Source organism: Bradyrhizobium sp. USDA 4506, assembly GCF_054058795.1.
The window spans coordinates 32030-49412 of record NZ_JBSSBM010000002.1 but is presented as its reverse complement, the minus strand read 5'-3'; the positions used below and the strand labels follow the sequence as shown (position 1 = coordinate 49412).

The 17383-nt window shown below is 58.0% G+C and carries 11 protein-coding genes and 1 pseudogene; 11 read left to right on the top strand and 1 reads right to left on the bottom strand.

The window, feature by feature from the left end; genetic code table 11:
• The first annotated feature begins 7 nt into the window (after positions 1 to 7).
• The 4 genes from pyc to folD all read left to right on the top strand — a co-directional run bounded on the left by pyc (position 8) and on the right by folD (position 7581).
• Positions 8 to 3493: a pyruvate carboxylase gene (pyc, locus tag ACVIHF_RS02730; RefSeq protein WP_456791534.1), complete on the top strand. Its 3486-nt coding sequence runs from the start codon at positions 8 to 10 to the stop codon at positions 3491 to 3493.
• Positions 3494 to 4107: 614 nt separating this feature from the next.
• Positions 4108 to 4347, top strand: coding sequence for a hypothetical protein (locus ACVIHF_RS02725; RefSeq protein ID WP_456791533.1), 240 nt, complete (start codon positions 4108 to 4110; stop codon positions 4345 to 4347).
• 164 nt (positions 4348 to 4511) lie between these two features.
• Positions 4512 to 5831, top strand: a complete 1320-nt coding sequence (locus ACVIHF_RS02720; protein WP_456791532.1) for an MFS transporter — start codon at positions 4512 to 4514, stop codon at positions 5829 to 5831.
• 757 nt (positions 5832 to 6588) lie between these two features.
• Entirely contained in the window at positions 6589 to 7581 is a 993-nt protein-coding gene (folD, locus tag ACVIHF_RS02715; RefSeq protein WP_456791531.1) for a bifunctional methylenetetrahydrofolate dehydrogenase/methenyltetrahydrofolate cyclohydrolase FolD, read from the top strand.
• On the opposite strand, the gene ACVIHF_RS02710 is transcribed toward folD, so the two are convergent.
• Positions 7568 to 8554, bottom strand: coding sequence for a GlxA family transcriptional regulator (locus tag ACVIHF_RS02710; protein WP_456791530.1), 987 nt, complete (start codon positions 8552 to 8554; stop codon positions 7568 to 7570). The genes folD and ACVIHF_RS02710 overlap by 14 nt on opposite strands.
• A 156-nt stretch (positions 8555 to 8710) precedes the next feature.
• Between ACVIHF_RS02710 and ACVIHF_RS02705 the strand changes: the two genes are divergently transcribed.
• The 7 genes and pseudogenes from ACVIHF_RS02705 (at position 8711) to purU (ending at position 16689) form a co-directional block, all read left to right on the top strand.
• Positions 8711 to 9124, top strand: a complete 414-nt coding sequence (locus ACVIHF_RS02705; RefSeq protein WP_456791528.1) for a Glu/Leu/Phe/Val dehydrogenase dimerization domain-containing protein — start codon at positions 8711 to 8713, stop codon at positions 9122 to 9124.
• A 261-nt stretch (positions 9125 to 9385) separates the two neighbouring features.
• Positions 9386 to 9765 (top strand): annotated as a pseudogene (locus ACVIHF_RS02700) (hypothetical protein).
• 840 nt (positions 9766 to 10605) lie between these two features.
• Positions 10606 to 11856: a sarcosine oxidase subunit beta family protein gene (locus ACVIHF_RS02695; protein WP_456791527.1), complete on the top strand. Its 1251-nt coding sequence runs from the start codon at positions 10606 to 10608 to the stop codon at positions 11854 to 11856.
• A gap of 75 nt (positions 11857 to 11931) precedes the next feature.
• The gene (locus ACVIHF_RS02690; protein ID WP_456791526.1) at positions 11932 to 12153 is read left to right on the top strand and encodes a sarcosine oxidase subunit delta; all 222 of its coding nucleotides are present in this window, start codon (positions 11932 to 11934) and stop codon (positions 12151 to 12153) included.
• The gene (locus tag ACVIHF_RS02685; protein ID WP_456791525.1) at positions 12150 to 15134 is read left to right on the top strand and encodes a sarcosine oxidase subunit alpha family protein; all 2985 of its coding nucleotides are present in this window, start codon (positions 12150 to 12152) and stop codon (positions 15132 to 15134) included. Before ACVIHF_RS02690 ends, ACVIHF_RS02685 begins: the two co-directional genes overlap by 4 nt.
• The gene (locus ACVIHF_RS02680; protein ID WP_456791524.1) at positions 15127 to 15747 is read left to right on the top strand and encodes a sarcosine oxidase subunit gamma; all 621 of its coding nucleotides are present in this window, start codon (positions 15127 to 15129) and stop codon (positions 15745 to 15747) included. Before ACVIHF_RS02685 ends, ACVIHF_RS02680 begins: the two co-directional genes overlap by 8 nt.
• A 78-nt stretch (positions 15748 to 15825) precedes the next feature.
• The gene (purU, locus tag ACVIHF_RS02675; RefSeq protein ID WP_456791523.1) at positions 15826 to 16689 is read left to right on the top strand and encodes a formyltetrahydrofolate deformylase; all 864 of its coding nucleotides are present in this window, start codon (positions 15826 to 15828) and stop codon (positions 16687 to 16689) included.
• Positions 16690 to 17383 lie beyond the last annotated feature (694 nt).

The following is a 17383-nucleotide window of genomic DNA, read 5'->3' as shown; positions in this document are numbered from 1 at the left end:
CGAATTCATGGCCACAGCAACGTTGACGGGCACCTCACCTATGAAGAGGATCCTCGTAGCAAACCGTTCGGAAATTGCCATTCGAATCTTCAGGGCCGCTACCGAGCTGGGTCTTAGAACCTTTGCCATATACGCGGAACAGGACAAGCTGTCCTTGCATCGCTTCAAAGCGGACGAGGCATACCAACTCGACAAAGGCAAAGGACCGCTCGAAGCCTACCTCGCGATCGACGAAATCATTAAAATCGCTAAGACGCACGACATTCACGCGATCCATCCCGGTTACGGGTTCCTTTCCGAAAGTCCCGAACTCGCGGAAGCTTGTGCGCGAGCGGGTATCACCTTCGTTGGGCCTTCACCTGAGACAATGCGTACCCTGGGTAATAAGCTTGCCGCGCGTAAGCTCGCAATTTCCTGTGCTGTTCCGGTGATGCCGGCCAGTGAGCCGCTGCCCGATGATCCTCATGCGATCCTGTCGGCTGCGCGCACGATCGGGTATCCCGTCATGATCAAAGCATCATGGGGTGGCGGTGGACGAGGCATGCGCCCGATCGAAAGCGAAGACCGTCTGGTGGATGCGGTGATGAGCGCCAAGCGTGAAGCGCTTGCTGCTTTCGGCAAGGACGAGGTGTACCTGGAGAAACTTATTCAGCGTGCGAGGCACATCGAGGTTCAGATCCTCGGAGATCGCCACGGTAACCTTGTGCACCTGTTTGAACGCGACTGCTCAATCCAAAGACGCAACCAGAAGATCGTTGAAAGGGCGCCTGCGCCCTACCTCGATGCAGCAACACGAGATGCGCTCTGTGCCGCCGCCCTCCGCATTGGCAGAGCGACCGATTACGTTGGGGCTGGCACGGTCGAGTTCCTCATGGATGTCGAGACCGGGAAGTTCTATTTCATCGAAGTGAATCCACGCATCCAAGTCGAGCACACAATCACGGAAGTCGTGACCGGACTCGACATCGTGAAAGCTCAGATCAGGATCGCTGACGGGAACAAGATCGGGGATGTCGGCGAGAGTGGCATTCCAACACAGCCTGAGATCCGTCTCTTCGGGCATGCCATGCAATGCCGCATCACAACAGAAAATCCTGAGAACAACTTTATCCCCGATTATGGGCGGATTACGGCTTACCGCGGCGCCATGGGTTTCGGAATCCGTATTGACGGTGGTACCGCGTACTCCGGCGCTATCGTCACGCGCTTCTATGATCCGATGCTAGAAAAGGTCATCGCCTGGGCTCAGACGCCGCAGGAGGCAATAGATCGAATGAGGCGCGCGCTCACCGAGTACCGCATTCGCGGTGTGACGACAAATCTCGCTTTTTTGCATAACGTGGTCAGCCACCCGGACTTCCGCGCCAACAATTACACGACGCGATTCATCGATGAAACGCCGGAGCTCCTCGATTTTAAGGCACGTCAAGATCGCGCTACCAAGTTGTTGACTTGGATCGCCGAGGTTTCAGTGAACGGCCATCCCGACATCAAGGGGCGGGTAATGCCCTTAGCCGATGCACAAATGCCTCAACTGCCGCGGCTTGGCGCGGCCCCAATCGCTGGAACGCGGGAGCTTCTCGTGCGGCTCGGCGCCAAGGGGTTCGCCGACTGGATGAAAGAGCAAAAGCGTGTCCTGGTAACCGACACGACTATGCGCGACGCCCATCAGTCGCTTCTGGCGACACGTATACGTACTAAGGATATCGCGGCGATCGCGCCAGCTTACGCGAGCGAGCTGCCACAACTTTTCTCGCTAGAATGCTGGGGCGGCGCGACATTTGACGTGGCCTTGCGCTTTCTCTCGGAGGATCCGTGGGAACGGTTGGCCGAAGTCCGCGCCAAGGTGCCGAACATTTTGACGCAGATGCTGCTGCGTGGATCGAATGGCGTCGGGTACAACAATTATCCAGACAATGTAGTTCGGTACTTCGTGACTCAAGCCGCGAAGGCCGGAATGGACCTGTTTCGCATTTTCGATTGCCTAAACTGGGTGGAGAATATGCGTGTCTCAATTGATGCCGTAATCGAAAGCGGCAAGGTTGCGGAAGGTGCCATCTGCTATACGGGTGACATTCTGAACCCAGCGCGTTCCAAATACGACATCAAGTATTATATTCACTTGGCGAAGGAGCTTGAGGCCGCCGGTGTTCATATCCTCGGCTTGAAGGATATGGCTGGCCTGCTGAAACCGGCTGCAGCGCGTGTCCTAATCACCGCACTGAAGCAGGAAATTGGGCTCCCGATCCATCTTCATACCCACGATACTTCGGGAATAGCAAGCGCTACCGTGCTGGCAGCCATAGAAGCTGGTGTGGATGCGATCGACGCGGCCATGGACGCTATGAGTGGTACAACGTCACAGCCTAACATCGGATCTATAGTCGAAGCGCTTGCGCGGACTGAACGAGACACCGGCCTGGATCCCGACGCCATTCGCCGTGTCAGCTTCTATTGGGAAGCGGTGCGAAGCCAATACGCCGCTTTTGAAAGTAATCTTAAGGCTGGGGCATCGGAGGTCTATCTGCATGAGATGCCGGGCGGCCAATTCACTAATTTGAGGGAGCAAGCCCGCTCGCTCGGACTGGAGACTCGCTGGCACGAGGTTGCCACCGCATACCGGGCAGCCAACGACTTGTTCGGTGACATTATCAAGGTCACGCCGTCTTCCAAGGTCGTTGGAGACATGGCCCTCATGATGGTCTCGCAGGCGCTAACGCCAGAGGATGTCTGTTCTCCGGACCGGCCCATAGCGTTTCCCGCCTCTGTGATCGAGATGTTGCGCGGCGAATTAGGCCAACCGCCCGGAGGATGGCCGGAGAACTTGCAAAGGAAAGCTCTAAATGGGGAGAAGCCGATTTCTTGCCGCCCAGGTTCGCTCTTGCCGGATGCAGACCTCTTGGCGTGTCGGCAGGAAGCGGAGCGCCAGTGTGGTGGTGCGCTCGATGACTTCGATTTTTCGACCTATCTGATGTACCCTAAAGTATTTGTGGACTTCAACGATCTGCAGCGGAAATACGGCCCCGTTTCAGTCCTGCCAACTTCCGCGTTTTTCTACGGCATGAAGGTCGGGGAGGAGCTAACCTTCGAGATCGAGTCTGGAAAAACATTGGTCTTGCAATTGACTGCCATTGGTGAAACCCGCGACGATGGTCAGGTGGAAGTCTTCTTCGAGCTCAACGGGCAGCCCCGGATCGTTATCGTGTCAGATCGGACGGCCGTTCCAACAGCGCAGGTCCGTCGTAAGGCAGAAAACGGGAATGCGGCGCATATCGCAGCTCCCATGCCGGGCGTGGTCTCAACCGTCAAAGTCGCGAAAGACCAGATGGTCAAGGCTGGAGATGCCCTAATAGCTGTTGAAGCAATGAAGATGGAAACAGTGCTGTATGCGCCGCATGACGGTGCCATTGTAGAGCTTTTCGTAGCTCCGGGCGCGCAGGTAAATGCGAAGGACTTGTTAGTTGAGCTACGACCAACCGGGGCAGTTCAATAGACTAATTGCATGTTGCCAGCGGCGCCTCTGTTCTGCTCGGTGATAGCGGTGATACTTCTTGGGTGCTCGCTGTCGGTCGGCCAAGACGCTCCAATTGAGTACGCGACGTCGAATTCGGAGAGATCACTGAGCAACTAGAGACGTTCGCGGCCCGGCTTCTTGTCATTTGCGGGCAGCATGAACTTTTCGGAATATAGGCCGCAGAGTTTTTCTAGCTCTTAAGCTGTCCGAATTCCAAGCCATCGTGAGTCCTGTCGGGCGCTCTCGCATTTCCGGACACAGCGCGCCACCGCTCTTCGTGTTTAAGAGTGGATGGTCGCAGTCCTTAGTCAGCAATTTGCTCGCTGAGATCACGAGAATCGAAGAACTCCTTTTCGGCTAGATCGGTATAACGAACCGACCGCCGGAAGGACTGGCAACGTGTCTTTCGAGCTCCCTTCTCTCGGGAGACGGGCCCTGCACTAGGCCCGGGGACCTTGACCGGCGCCGCTTGGCGCCGGCCCCTTTTTGGTGTCCCGATTGTTCGAGCTTTCCGGAACTCGTGCCTGAACTGCCGTGCCAGCTGGCGGCCAGGTTTTGCGGCAGTCTCTGAGAGCAAAGTACGGACGCTGTAGATGTTGAACGCCGCGGACAGCGCGGATCCGCGACGGGTTCCCTTTTCACAAACGAGCTTGGCGCTCTTCAATTTGCTGAATAAAGCAGAGGCAATGGGCCATGCCGAATGTCATTACTCAATCCCGAACTCGATCCGTTCAAAGCGAAATTCATTCTTCCGGCGTGATCGTCTCAAACAAGGGATCACCGGCAAGGATATCGCGTGCAAGGTACATTTCATGCTTGAAAATAAGTCATGAAGGGACATGAATTTCTTGCGCTTGTTGCCCAGGCGAAATGCTTATGATCATTTGATCACGACCGTTCGAGCATCGGCTTCGGGTCGAAAAGAGTATCGGGAGTGAAGCGCGTTACCTGTGCCGGTCCGATGTGAACGGATCGAGCGCACTTACCGGAGGGGAAAATGTCTAAAATCGAAGCTACGTATGGCGAGGCCTCAATTGCTGCGACCGCAGAAGAACTTCCGTCTGCATGGAAGCCGTCTTTGATCGCAAGTCTGGGCTCCGTAGTAGAATACTACGACTTTGCCCTCTACGGCCTGTTAGCATCGACAATCAGTCCATTGTTCTTTCCGAAACAGTCGAGTGCTGAGGGACTGCTTCTCACTTTGGCGATTTTTGGCAGCGCCTTCGTGGTTCGTCCAATCGGTGGCCTCGTTTTTGGCTGGCTCGGCGACAGGCGCGGTCGGAACAGCACGCTAATTTTCACAGTGTTGGGTACCGGAATATCGAGTGCGGCGATTGGTTTGTTGCCGACTTACAATGACGTCGGCGTCCTAGCCGGCGTTGCTCTACTCATTTTCCGTCTAGCTCAGGGATTTTTTGCCGGCGGAGAAGTATGTGGTGCAGTGACCTACATAGCGGAAGTCGCACCACACAATCGCCGCGGCTTTTTTGGCGCATTCAATCCGGCAGGAGTCGCCGTGGGTTTCAGTTTGGCGGCCGTTGCCGCTGGAATTATGCAATCCCTCCTGGCCTCAGAACAGATGAGCTCTTGGGGATGGCGGGTACCATTCCTGCTGTGCATTCCGCTTATTGTTCTGACGGTTTACGCCCGAACAAATCTTGAGGACACGCCAAGGTTCAAGAGACTAGCCGCGGAGCGACAAGTCGCACGCACCCCGCTCAAAGAGGTGGTTACCGCCTGCGGCGCGCCTTTAGCGAAGGTCATTGCCGTAGCATCCGCGCAAAGTGCGACCGCCTATCTCGGACTTGTCTATTTCAATATTTTTTTGACTCGCACACTTGGATACGACAAGGCTGCCGTCTTTTGGCTCATGACTGTCGCGCCTTTGAGTGCAGGGATTCTCATGCCGATGTTCGGCGCACTCTCGGATCGCATCGGACGGCTTACGATCCTGAGAGTCGCATATGTCGCCTACATCGTGGTCCTTCCGGTCGCCCTTTGGACTATGAAGTTCGGTTTCCCGCTTGCATGTGTTGCAACAATCGTGGCTTTTGTTCCGTTCGCCGCAACGCAGTCAACCGGCTATCCACTCTACGGCGAACTATTTCCGACGCACGTTCGCTACAGTGGCGTCTCGCTCGGCTTCAACATCGCAACAATTCTCGGTGGGGCAACCACTCCTTATATCGCTACTTGGCTGCTGGAAAAAACGGGCGACTACCTCGCCCCGTCCTATTTCGTGATGGGCGCAGCGGCGATTGGCGTGATTGCACTGCTGACTGTACGAGAAACTGCTCATCAGAATCTCGCGGATTGAATCCGAAACGGGTAGCCAAACAGTCGAGTCGATCAGTAGCGCTTGCAAGATGCTCAAGATCGTCTCGACAGCCAACCTTGATCGCGGCCTTCATCGTGACGCAATCGCAATGTCGCATACGGTCATGTCAAGGACGTATATCGTCAAGGCAAACCCCTGACTTGGTCTAGTGGTTTGCTTACAACTGACCCGCAGGAAAGCCATTGCTCGTCGATCTTCGTTCCGAGGAATTGTCTGGCAATTTGCTGCCGTGGCAATTTGAATTCTGTCGTCCCGAAGCGCTCCGGGGCCGTCCGCAACGTTTTGCGCAGCTAGGCGATCCGAGGTCGAGCTTTAGCCCCAGAGCGCGGAGGCGGTGCAATGAGAAGAGATTTAGACGCATCAATTCCTTTAGCCTTCATAGGCGACGTCTCGCGAATTGTTTGGTCTGATGCTGTCTCAGCAGATTATATGGAACGATTGTTCGAGGGCGCTAATATTTCGCGGTTATCCGAATTTGCGCTCCTGGACATGTCAAACGTTTCGACCCGCATTCTGTGCCCCTGCACTAAAGGGCGCAGAATCTAACTGGAACTCGTGGCTGCGCTCGCATTTCGCATTGACAGGATGAGATTGCTGAAATCTAGCGCCGCACCGGCGCACAGCAGTTCGCGACCGGCGTAAAGGGCGTCATCTTAAGAACAACAGCAAAACGTCGGCAGCCTGCAAACTTGCGAGAGCTTACGACGCCGATCAGTGATACTCTCGAGAAATAGCCATGACTGCTAGTCTAATCGATGGGAAGGCCATTGCTGAGGTCCTTCGGGCGAGCGTTGCGCGCGACGTGGCGAAGCTCCAAGCTGCGTGCAATATTACCCCCGGATTGGCGGTGGTGCTCGTCGGTAACGATCCGGCCAGTTCGGTTTACGTCAAGATGAAGGCCAAACAAGCACGGGCCGTGGCGATCAACTCTCGGCAATATCAGCTACAAAGCGATGTTGATGAAGCCGAGCTAGTAAGGCTAATCGAAGAGCTTAACGCGGACAATTCCATTGATGGGATTCTCGTTCAGCTACCGCTGCCGGCGCACATCGATCGCTGGCGTGTGCTGGAGGCTATCGATCCTGCCAAGGATGTAGATGGTTTTCATCCATACAATGTCGGACGATTGACAATGGGGCAACCCGCTCTCACCCCTTGCACTCCGCTGGGGGTCGATCATCTCATCAAGACGGTCGTGAGCGATTTGAACGGGCTCGACGTTGTTGTCATCGGTCGCTCGAACATCGTGGGAAAGCCTCTGGCCGTTCTGCTGGGCGATGCTGGATGTACCGTGACGGGTGCGCAGCTGCAGACGCGAAACCTGCCGGACCTATGTCGAAAGGCTGACATTGTCGTCGCGGCCGGAGGCTCCGCAGAGCTCGTTCGCGGCGATTGGCTCAAGCCTGGCGTCATTGTGATCGATGTAGGTATCAATCGTACGATCGATTCAACGGGCACTGCCAATCTTGTCGGAGATGTAGCCTTCGCCGAGGCGATCGAGCGCGCGAGCTACATTACCCCGGTGCCTGGCGGCGTTGGGCCCATGACCGTCGCCTACTTGCTCGCGAATACCGTCGAAGCGGCGGTTTCGCGCCGGGGTTTGTCTTCCCTGGGAAGTCCTGACACCCGCCAGATTGCGCTCTCCTCGAACGCTGTGTCCGAGCGCAAGGGGCCGCACGCAAGTTTGCGGCGCGCGACGCATGAGGATCTCGACGTCAGCGTCGTTTAGCATTCGTTTCGCGCAATCGCTCCGTTCGCGGCGCTTGCCCGAAGCGCGCGCGGTAGCTACGAGAAAAATGGCTCGCGCTTGTGAAACCGCAAGCCAGCGCTATCTCAAGCACCGACAAGCTGCTTTGCCGGACGAGATCGCGTGCTCGGTCCAGGCGTAGCGCTAGATAGTGCTCGCCGAGTGAACAGCCGAGATGCTGTCGAAAAAGACGCTCCAGGTGTCGTAGCGAGACTTTGGCAACACGCGCCAGCTCTTCTCGCGAAACCGGGTTCTCTATGGTTTGCTCCATTCGGTCGATCACACGAAGCAGCGGGGCGTGCGCGATACCAAGGCGTTCCCGCAACGGCATTCGTTGAGGACCTGTCCCTTCGCGAACATGGGTCTGCAGGAACCACTCGCTAACTGCCATCGCCAAATCTGTGCCATGTTCGCGCGCAATGATGGCATGCATCATATCTAGAGGGGCGGTGCCACCGCCCGATGTTAGTCGTTCGCGGTCGACCTCGTAGAGAGAGCGCCGCAGGTCCAGCTCGGGGTATTCCTCGACGAGTGCGGGCGCGTGCTCCCAATGAATGGTGAATCGGTAACCGGCGAGCAAGTTCGCGCGCGCGAGAAGGTAAGGCCCGCCCGATACGCCGCCTATCTTCGTGCCGCGACGTGAGAGTTGTCTCAGCCAGGCGAAGGTCGCGGGATGCTTGAACAGAGCTGGATTGCCCCCAGCACAGACGAAAACATAATCGAAATGCGCATCCGTCCCGACACGAAATTCGGTTTGAATGCGCACCCCGTTGGAGGCTGCTGCGGGCTCTCCATCAATTGAGATATGGCTCCAGCGGTAGAGCGTACGTCCTGATAGACGATTTGCAGCACGTAGAGGCTCAATTACAGACACGTACGGAAGCATCGCGAAGTCGGGAATGAGCAGGAAGCCGACATGAGCGGCCGGCAGGCCGGGGCTGTCGTTTTCAGGCATCCGAAGGTCGTTAGCGATCATGCCCGCGAAACTACGCCGTTCAATCTGGTCCAGACAAGCCGGAGTTCTAGCTCATCCGATTCTGAATTGGCGGTCGAGTATCTCAAGTCAGGCAGGTAGTCATCTGCCACATCAACTTCTGGTTAAGGAGTTAACGTGACCGCGTACAGCGGGGCCAATCTTCGAGCTGGCCGTAGAGCAATTCGAGGTGATCGCGGATTATCTATCCATACCGGAAGATGCCAGAGCCCGGTTATTGATGCCGAAGGGGCGGTCACAGTATCCTGCCCGATTCACCGTGGTGACGGCACGATCGCCGTCTTTGAGGGATATCGTGTGCAGCATCACCTCACACTTGGTCCTACGAAGGGTGGCACACGGTTCGCCGCGAGCGTCGATCTCGGCGAAGTCGCAGCATTGGCAATCTGGATGAGCTGGAAATGCGCGTTGGTCGGGTTGCCGTATGGTGGCGTTAATGGCGGCATCAATGTCGATCCCCCAAGCTTGTCAAGGCGTGAGCTCGAAGCGCTGTCGCGCCGATATATGCAGGAAATGATCCCATTCGTTTAACCGCACACAGATGTGATGACGCCTGACATGGGGACGAACGAGCGAATCATGGCCTGATTCATGGATACGTACCCGACGTATCAGGGGCCAAACGGTCGCTGAAATCGTCACAGGCAAGCCCGTCAGCGCGGGCGGAACGTTGTGAAGGTATGAAGCGACGGGCAGGGGCGCGGCGCATTTGGTTCGTCGGGCCGCGAATGAGCTAAAGATTCGTCTCAGGGTACAACGGCAGTTGTCCAAGGATTCGGCAACGTCGGTTGGATCGCGGCGCTCGAACTGCACAACAATGGAGTCAAAATCATCGCGGTGAGCGATCACGCAGGTGCACCTATCGACCTACGGGCTTCGATATTCCAAGATTGGTCGGGTATGCGACCTCACGAGGTAGCTTGCAGGGCTACTTCAACGAACTCGCTTTGGATTCGGCGGAACTCCCATCGGTGCCGTGCGACGTACTTGTTCCGGCTGCAGTCGAGCGAGTGATCGATGCCACAGTGACAAGCAATTTGCGGTGTCGTATCCTTGCCGAAGGAGCTAACGGGCCGGCCACACCCGAAGCCGATCAGATATTGGAAAAAGGTCACGAGGAGATCTTTCTAATCCCGAACATTTTGTGCAACCCGGGAGGAAGTAGTAGTTAGGTACTTCGAGTGGATCCAGTACCTCCAGCGATTGTTCTGGGAGAAGAAGGAGGTAATGCGGTGCGAGTATCAAGTGTTAGATCGGGCCTTCAACGAGGTATTGGCACGCGGTAAGCGGGGACAACGTGTTCTACCGGAACTGCAGCTATGGCCATCGGTGTGGAGCGCGTCCGCGGTGCAAAGGAGACACGTGGGTTATTCCCATAACGTCTTCATTACTGCTTAGAGCGTCGCAGACCGGGCGGCTTCCTGAAAGGACTAGGATTGGACCGCAGAGGAATTCAACGCCGAAAGCCCAAAGTGGCTCAAATGGTGAAACAGACACGACGATGAATGGGCGCGCTCACAAAAAGTCCAACAGCCGGAACGATTGAGCTCTCATAACAGAGCTACGAACTCGACAGTTCTAAAGGTCTGCTGGCAGACCGGACGTCTGAAAAGTGATCTCGGATCGTGCAAGTGAGGGTTGTCTTGCCTGGGTCCGCTGCCCGAGGGCCTGTCCTTTGGTGAAGCAAAGATGCGCGGCCGGTCGCATTGGCCCTAGCCGTACGGGATCACGATTCTTCCTGCTTCGCGTGTGCCGGTATCGTTAGCCGGTTCTCGTCGATAGATAATATAGCGCACGCAGTAAAGCCGCCGCTTCACGAGTTGCAGTGCGTCACATCGGTCGGACGAATCGTAGGTGCCCCGATCTGACATGAGCGGTCGGTTTGGACCGTGCTGTCGTTTTCAGGCAATCGAAGGTCGCTAGCGATCATGCCGGCGAAACTGCGCCGTTCAATGTGGGCAAGGCGAGCGAAGTTTCTCCGACAGCTTCTACAAACAGCCTCGAACCCACCAATGCGCTATTCCATCTTCTCCCTCATTGCACAAGCGTTAAAGAACCATCGTGGCTGGCAACCGGCTTGGCGCGATGCTGCACCCAAACCCGAATACGACGTTCTGATCATCGGCGGCGGCGGTCACGGCCTCGCTACTGCTTACTATCTTGCCGACGAGCACGGCATCCGCAATGTCGCCGTGCTCGAGAAAGGCTATATCGGTTCCGGCAATGTCGGCCGTAACACCACGATCATCCGGTCGAACTATCTGCTGCCTGGAAACACCCCCTTCTACGAACTTTCGATGAAGCTCTGGGAAAGGCTGGAGCAGGACCTAAACTACAACGCGATGATCAGTCAGCGCGGGGTGCTCAACCTCTTTCACTCTGACGTTCAGCGCGACGCCTTCGCTCGCCGGGCCAATGCGATGCGCCTCGCCGGCGTTGATGCTGAGTTCATTGATCGTGAGCGGGTGCGCGCCATGCTGCCCTTCCTCGACCACGACACAAGTCGTTTCCCGATCCAAGGTGGGCTGTTACAGCGTCGTGGCGGCACGGTCCGCCACGACGCCGTCGCTTGGGGTTACGCGCGTGCCGCCGACACTTGCGGCGTTGACATCGTACAGAATTGCGAGGTGACCGGTATTGATATTGCCTGCGGTCGCGTGATCGGCGTCGAGACTACGCGTGGCCCAATCAAGGCGAAGAAGATCGCGCTTGCTGTCGCAGGCAACTCCTCTCGCCTCGCCGCGATGGCCGGGATGCGGCTGCCGATTGAAAGCCATGTGCTGCAAGCCTTCGTCTCCGAGGGCCTCAAGCCGCTGATCGACTGCGTAGTGACCTTCGGCGCAGGCCATCTCTACATCAGTCAATCCGACAAGGGTGGTCTCGTCTTTGGAGGCGACATTGATGGTTACAATTCGTACGCCCAGCGCGGCAACCTTCCCGTGATTGAAGATGTCATGGAGGCCGCAATGGGCCTGTGGCCCGGCTTGGGCCGAGTACGGCTGCTGCGCCACTGGGGTGGCATCATGGATATGTCGATGGATGGCTCGCCGATTATAGATCACGCTCCAGTCCGAGGGCTCTATCTTAACGCCGGCTGGTGCTACGGCGGTTTCAAGGCGACACCGGCGTCGGGCTTCTGCTTTGCGTATCTCATAGCTAAGGACGAACCGCATCGGGTCGCAGCCGCGTATAGGCTCGATCGCTTCGCCACCGGTCGGCTGATCGACGAAAAGGGCGTGGGCGCCCAGCCCAACCTTCACTGAGAGCTCGTTGGAACAGACCCGATGCGCATTTTATGTCCCCATTGCGGCGCGCGTGACGTCCAGGAATTTACCTACTTGGGTGACGCCGGCCCGCAGCGCCCGGACGGCCCCGCTGCCACGGAAGCTGCGATGTTCGAATATGTCTATCTGCGCAACAACCCGCGCGGTCTTCATGAAGAGCTCTGGTATCACGGCGCCGGCTGTCATGCTTGGCTTGTAGTGCGCCGTCATACTCTGACCCACACGATCGAGTCGGTGATCCCGGCCAAGAACTCGAGAGCGGGAGCGGCAGCATGAGCACGCAGCCGTTCCGGCTGTTGAGCGGGGGACTGGTCGATCGCACTCGGACGTTGTCCTTCCGTTTTGATGGAAAGAGCTATGATGGGCACTCCGGCGACACCCTAGCCTCGGCGCTGCTCGCCAATGGCGTGCGGCTCATCGGTCGGTCTTTCAAATATCACCGCCCCCGCGGCGTCTTCTCGGCCGGCTCCGAGGAGCCCAACGCGCTGATCGAGCTGCGCACCGGCGCACGGCGCGAACCGAACACACGGGCAACTATTGTCGAGCTGTTCGACGGACTTGAGGCAACGAGCCAGAACCGCTGGCCCTCGCTCGCTTTCGATTTTCTATCCATGAATCGTCTCGCCGGCCCGGTATTGGCCGCCGGCTTCTATTACAAGACTTTCATGTGGCCGGCCGCATTTTGGGAGAAGCTCTACGAGCCGCTGATTCGCCGCGCTGCGGGACTGGGTCGCGCTGCCGAAGTCCCAGACCCTGATCACTACGAGAAGGCCTTCGCCTTCTGCGATGTCTTGGTAATCGGTGGTGGGCCGGCGGGCCTCTCTGCCGCCCTCACGGCAGGCCGTACCGGCGCGCGCGTCATCCTTTGCGATGAGGATTTTCAGTTTGGGGGCCGTCTGCTCGCCGAGAGGCGTGAGATAGACGGGCGTCCCGCCGCCGATTGGCTCTCGGCTACATTGGCTGAGCTCGCCTCTCTTTCCGAAGTGCGCATCATGCCCCGGACCAGTGTCTTTGGGCTCTACGACCATGGCATCTTTGGCGCGGTGGAACGTGTCAACGATCACGTCGCCGTCCCGCCAGCTCATCAGCCGCGTCAGCGCGGGTGGCGAATCTACGCAAAGCGCGCGATCCTCGCCTCCGGTGCGCTCGAACGGCCGATCGTCTTTCCAGGTAACGACCGGCCCGGCATCATGCTTGCCGGCGCCGTGCGTGCGTACGTCAACCGTTTTGGCGTCCTGCCCGGTCACGAGGTTGTCGTCTTTACGGCCGGCGACAGTGGCTGGGCCGCGGTCAGCGATCTTGTGGAGGCGGGCGCTCGCGTGTCAGCGATTGTCGATTCCCGCGGCGAAATCGATTCTGGGTTCAGAGCGCTCGCCGAGCGTGCCGGCGTCCTGGTGTTCGCAGGCGGCGTTGTCGAAGCGACCCTAGGCGGCCATCACCTGCGGGGCGTCGCAATACGCGACAGCTCTGGAAAACGCACGACGGTAGCTTGCGACTTGCTCGCAGTTTCCAATGGGTGGAACCCGACACTTCACCTCACCTCGCACCAGAATGGCAAACCAATTTGGAACGACGCAGTGCAAGCTTTCGTGCCCGGCGCGCTGCCGCCGGGCTTAGCTGTCGGGGGCAGCGCCGCTGGCCGCTTCACTCTTGCCGAGGCGCTGGAAGATGGCGCACGGCTCGGGCGTGAGGCGGCAACGGAGTTCGGCTTCGCCCCTGCGGCAGTCGAGCCTGTTCCCACTACTGACGCCGAGACGAGCGGCCTCAAGCCGATCTGGCGGGTGACGGGCGGCAAAGGCAAAGCCTTTGTTGATTTCCAGAACGACGTCACGGAGAAAGATGTTGAACTAGCGGCGCGGGAAGGCTTCCGTTCAGTCGAACATCTCAAGCGCTACACGACGCTTGGTATGGCAACCGACCAGGGTAAGACCTCGAATATCACCGGTCTGGCCATCATGGCGGAGCAAATGGGTAGGGCGATCCGCGATACCGGTACTACTGTTTTCCGGCCTCCCTACACGCCGGTCGCGATCGGTGCTCTCGCGGGGCATCACCGGGGCAAGGAGTTCCGTCCGGTGCGTCTGGCGCCGACGCATGACTGGTCAGAAGAGCAAGGGGCCGTCTTTGTCGCGACGGGCCAATGGCTGCGAGCACAATACTATCCGAGGTCCGGCGAGCAGGATTGGCTGACCTCGGTCAAGCGCGAGGTGCTTGCTGTCCGCAGTGGCGTGGGCATCTGCGATGTCTCGACGCTCGGCAAAATCGATATTCAGGGCATCGATGCCGCCGAATTTTTGGAGCGCGTCTATATCAATGGCTGGAAGGCGCTGCCAGTCGGCAAGGCTCGGTACGGACTGATACTGCGCGAGGACGGCATCGTCATGGATGACGGTACCACCTCGCGCCTGTGTGAAAATCATTTCCTCATGACCACCACGACGGCCAACGCCGGCAAGGTGATGCAACATCTCGAATTCTGCCATCAGGTGCTTTGGCCGGAGCTCGACGTGCGGACGGTCTCGGTCTCCGAACAATGGGCGCAGGCCGCAATTGCCGGCCCGAAATCGCGCGAGGTTCTGCGCGCCATAGTTGATGCCGCGCACGATATCTCGCACGAGAGCTTCCCATATCTGGCCGCGCGCGCAATCACAGTCGGTGGAGGCATCCCAGCGCGGCTGTTCCGGATTTCGTTTTCAGGCGAGCTGGCCTACGAGCTCGCGGTGCCGGCCGACTATGGCGAGGCGATGATGCGCGCGCTGATGGCGGCGGGCGAGCCGTACGGGATCACACCTTACGGCACGGAAGCGCTCGGTGTCATGCGCATTGAGAAGGGGCATGTCGCGGGCAACGAGATCAACGGTCAGACGGCAGCCCGTGATCTTGGCCTTGGTAAGATGATGTCATCCAAAAAGGATTTCATCGGACGACTGATGGCGAGGCGAGAGGCATTCTTGCAAGCCGACCGTCCGACCCTAGTGGGACTTCGGCCAGTCAATTCGGGAGAGCGGCTGCGGGCCGGCGCGCATTTCATCGCAATGGGCCGTACCGCCAACATAGACAATGACGAGGGCTACATGACCTCTGTGGCCTATTCGCCGAACCTAAGGCACTGGATTGGATTGGGCCTGCTCAAGGATGGGCCCGCGCGCATCGGTGAGCGCATTCGCGCCGTCGATCCGGTCCGCAACAACGAAATCCAGGTCGAGGTTTGCTCACCCGTCTTTCTCGATCCCGAAGGGACTCGTCTGCATGGCTGAGCAACCGACTTCTATTTGGCGTCCCCGTAACGCTTGGGCCGGCATCGTCAAGGCTGGCCAGATCGGAGCCGCACGCGACCCCGGTGTCACCGTGCTGATGTCGGGCAACCTGCAGCTCGCGACGTTGATCGCGAAGCCGGGCGCAACCGGCCTGCAGCTTGTTATCAAGCGGCTGATCGGTCTCGATCTACCGCAAACATCTTCCATCGCGCTGACCGACATGCATGGTTTGGTATGGTCAGGCCCGGATCAGTGGCTGCTTATTGCTCGACAAGGAACAGGCTTCTCTGATCTCCTCGGATTGCTTTCGGGCGAGGCTGCTGTGAGCGACCAGAGTCACGCCCGCGCGGCACTGTGCGTATCGGGGGCGCGGGCACGTGAGGTTCTCGCCAAGGGGGCGATGATCGATCTTCACTCGAAAGTATTTCCGGTCGACACGACCGCTCTGACGAGCTTCGCGCATATCGGTGTACAGCTATGGCGAACCAAGGACGGACCGGATGGTCCCATCTTCGAAATTCTTGTGCCGCGCAGCATGGCGGGCAGCTTTTGGTCCTGGTTTGCCGCTTCCGCCGCAGAGTTCGGCTGTCGCGTTGCCACTCTCCGAAGTTGATCCTATGCGTTCGCGGTGCTTTCGCCTCTGGTTTCTTATACGCATTCTGCGAGGAGCCGCCATCTGGCGGTGACTGATATGTCCGATCGTTCCATGATTCTCGCCTTGTCTTGCCCTGATCGCCCAGGGATTGTCTCAGCAATCTCGGCTCTTCTGTTCGAAGCTGGCTGCAACATTCTTGATGCTCAGCAGTTCGATGATACCGAGACCGGTCGCTTTTTCATGCGCGTTGTCTTCGATCGCCTCGAGCACGCGAAATCAGAGGCGGACATCAGTGCAGCCATTGAGGACCTCGCCCAGCGCCTCGCAATGACGTTTACTCTGCGGCACGGTTCCGCCAAGAAGCGTGTGATGTTGTTGGTCTCGAAATTCGATCATTGTCTGGCGGATTTGCTTTATCGCTGGCGTATCGGCGAACTGCCGATGGAGGTGACCGCAATCGTCTCGAACCATGGTCGCGAGCATCTGGCCTCCACCGACTTGGCTGAGTTGCCATTCCACCACTTCCCGGTTACCAAGCAGACGAAGATGGAGCAGGAGACGCGAATTTGGGAGCTGGTGCAGAAGACCAATACTGATCTCGTTGTTCTCGCGCGTTACATGCAGATCCTTTCGGATGGCTTCTCGGCCAAGCTGTCGGGGCGCTGCATTAACATTCATCACTCGTTCCTGCCGGGCTTCAAAGGAGCCAAGCCCTACCACCAGGCTCACGAGCGGGGCGTCAAGTTGATCGGTGCGACAGCGCATTATGTGACCTCCGATCTCGACGAGGGACCTATCATTGAGCAAGATGTGGAACGGATCTCGCATCACGATACGCCGCTCGATCTGGTCCGCAAAGGGCGCGACATAGAACGGCGCGTACTCGCTCGCGCCATTCGCCATCACCTCGAGGATCGGGTGGTGCTCACTGGAAAGAAAACAGTTGTCTTTACCGGCTGACCGGAGCTTCGCTCATAGCGTGATGCAGCTCGCAGCAGGCGGTGGTTGGTATCGACAACGCCTCGTAGAGGCCTCGCGATTGTTCGTCCACGGTGACGAACGGAGCCCTAAAAACTGGGATCATCGGTCGCCAAACAAAGGCGCGCGCCTACGTGTTCACTGCGACGCTAAAAGTCGCAGCCGTACGACCGCGATCAGCTAATTCAAGCAAACCAAAGCCGTTGCTTTTGAGAAAACCTCGCGTGGCTCACCCAACGCGCAGACGCCTGGCTGGTGGCGGACGCGACAAGCGCTCATGTCGCCTTCCGCCCGAACCAGGATCCGACCGGATCAGTTATGGATATTCTGGTAAATCACGAAAACAGCTATCTCGCCTCAGGCAGTTTTATCCGCAGGGCAAGGTCGTGATCCCAATCAATTCCGCTTGGCCCAGCGTTACCTGCCCGGTGGCGGGGGGCCACGTCGCCTTCGCTGAGGCTCTGCGTGTGGTTCGACAGTAGCCAGGCCGAGCGCTAACTACACGCAAAGATCGGCTATTGACGCCCATTCAACGAACTTTGATTGGATGAAACGCGGCCGATGTTACGTTATTGAGTATACGGGTCGCACGAGCGGCCGGGTCAAGCCACTTCAACGCACGCCCTTGTGGTTCGATCTGCTAACGAGGCGCGAAAGGCTCTATCGTCTTGACGAG

Excerpts from the sequence above, each read along its gene's own strand:
- ACVIHF_RS02725 (WP_456791533.1), top strand. The coding sequence starts at position 4,108 with ATGTTGAACGCCGCGGACAGCGCGGATCCGCGACGGGTTCCCTTTTCA.
- folD (WP_456791531.1), top strand. The coding sequence starts at position 6,589 with ATGACTGCTAGTCTAATCGATGGGAAGGCCATTGCTGAGGTCCTTCGG.
- ACVIHF_RS02695 (WP_456791527.1), top strand. The coding sequence starts at position 10,606 with ATGCGCTATTCCATCTTCTCCCTCATTGCACAAGCGTTAAAGAACCAT.
- ACVIHF_RS02685 (WP_456791525.1), top strand. The coding sequence starts at position 12,150 with ATGAGCACGCAGCCGTTCCGGCTGTTGAGCGGGGGACTGGTCGATCGC.
- ACVIHF_RS02710 (WP_456791530.1), bottom strand. The coding sequence starts at position 8,554 with ATGCCTGAAAACGACAGCCCCGGCCTGCCGGCCGCTCATGTCGGCTTC.
- purU (WP_456791523.1), top strand. The coding sequence starts at position 15,826 with ATGTCCGATCGTTCCATGATTCTCGCCTTGTCTTGCCCTGATCGCCCA.
- ACVIHF_RS02680 (WP_456791524.1), top strand. The coding sequence starts at position 15,127 with ATGGCTGAGCAACCGACTTCTATTTGGCGTCCCCGTAACGCTTGGGCC.
- pyc (WP_456791534.1), top strand. The coding sequence starts at position 8 with ATGGCCACAGCAACGTTGACGGGCACCTCACCTATGAAGAGGATCCTC.
- ACVIHF_RS02720 (WP_456791532.1), top strand. The coding sequence starts at position 4,512 with ATGTCTAAAATCGAAGCTACGTATGGCGAGGCCTCAATTGCTGCGACC.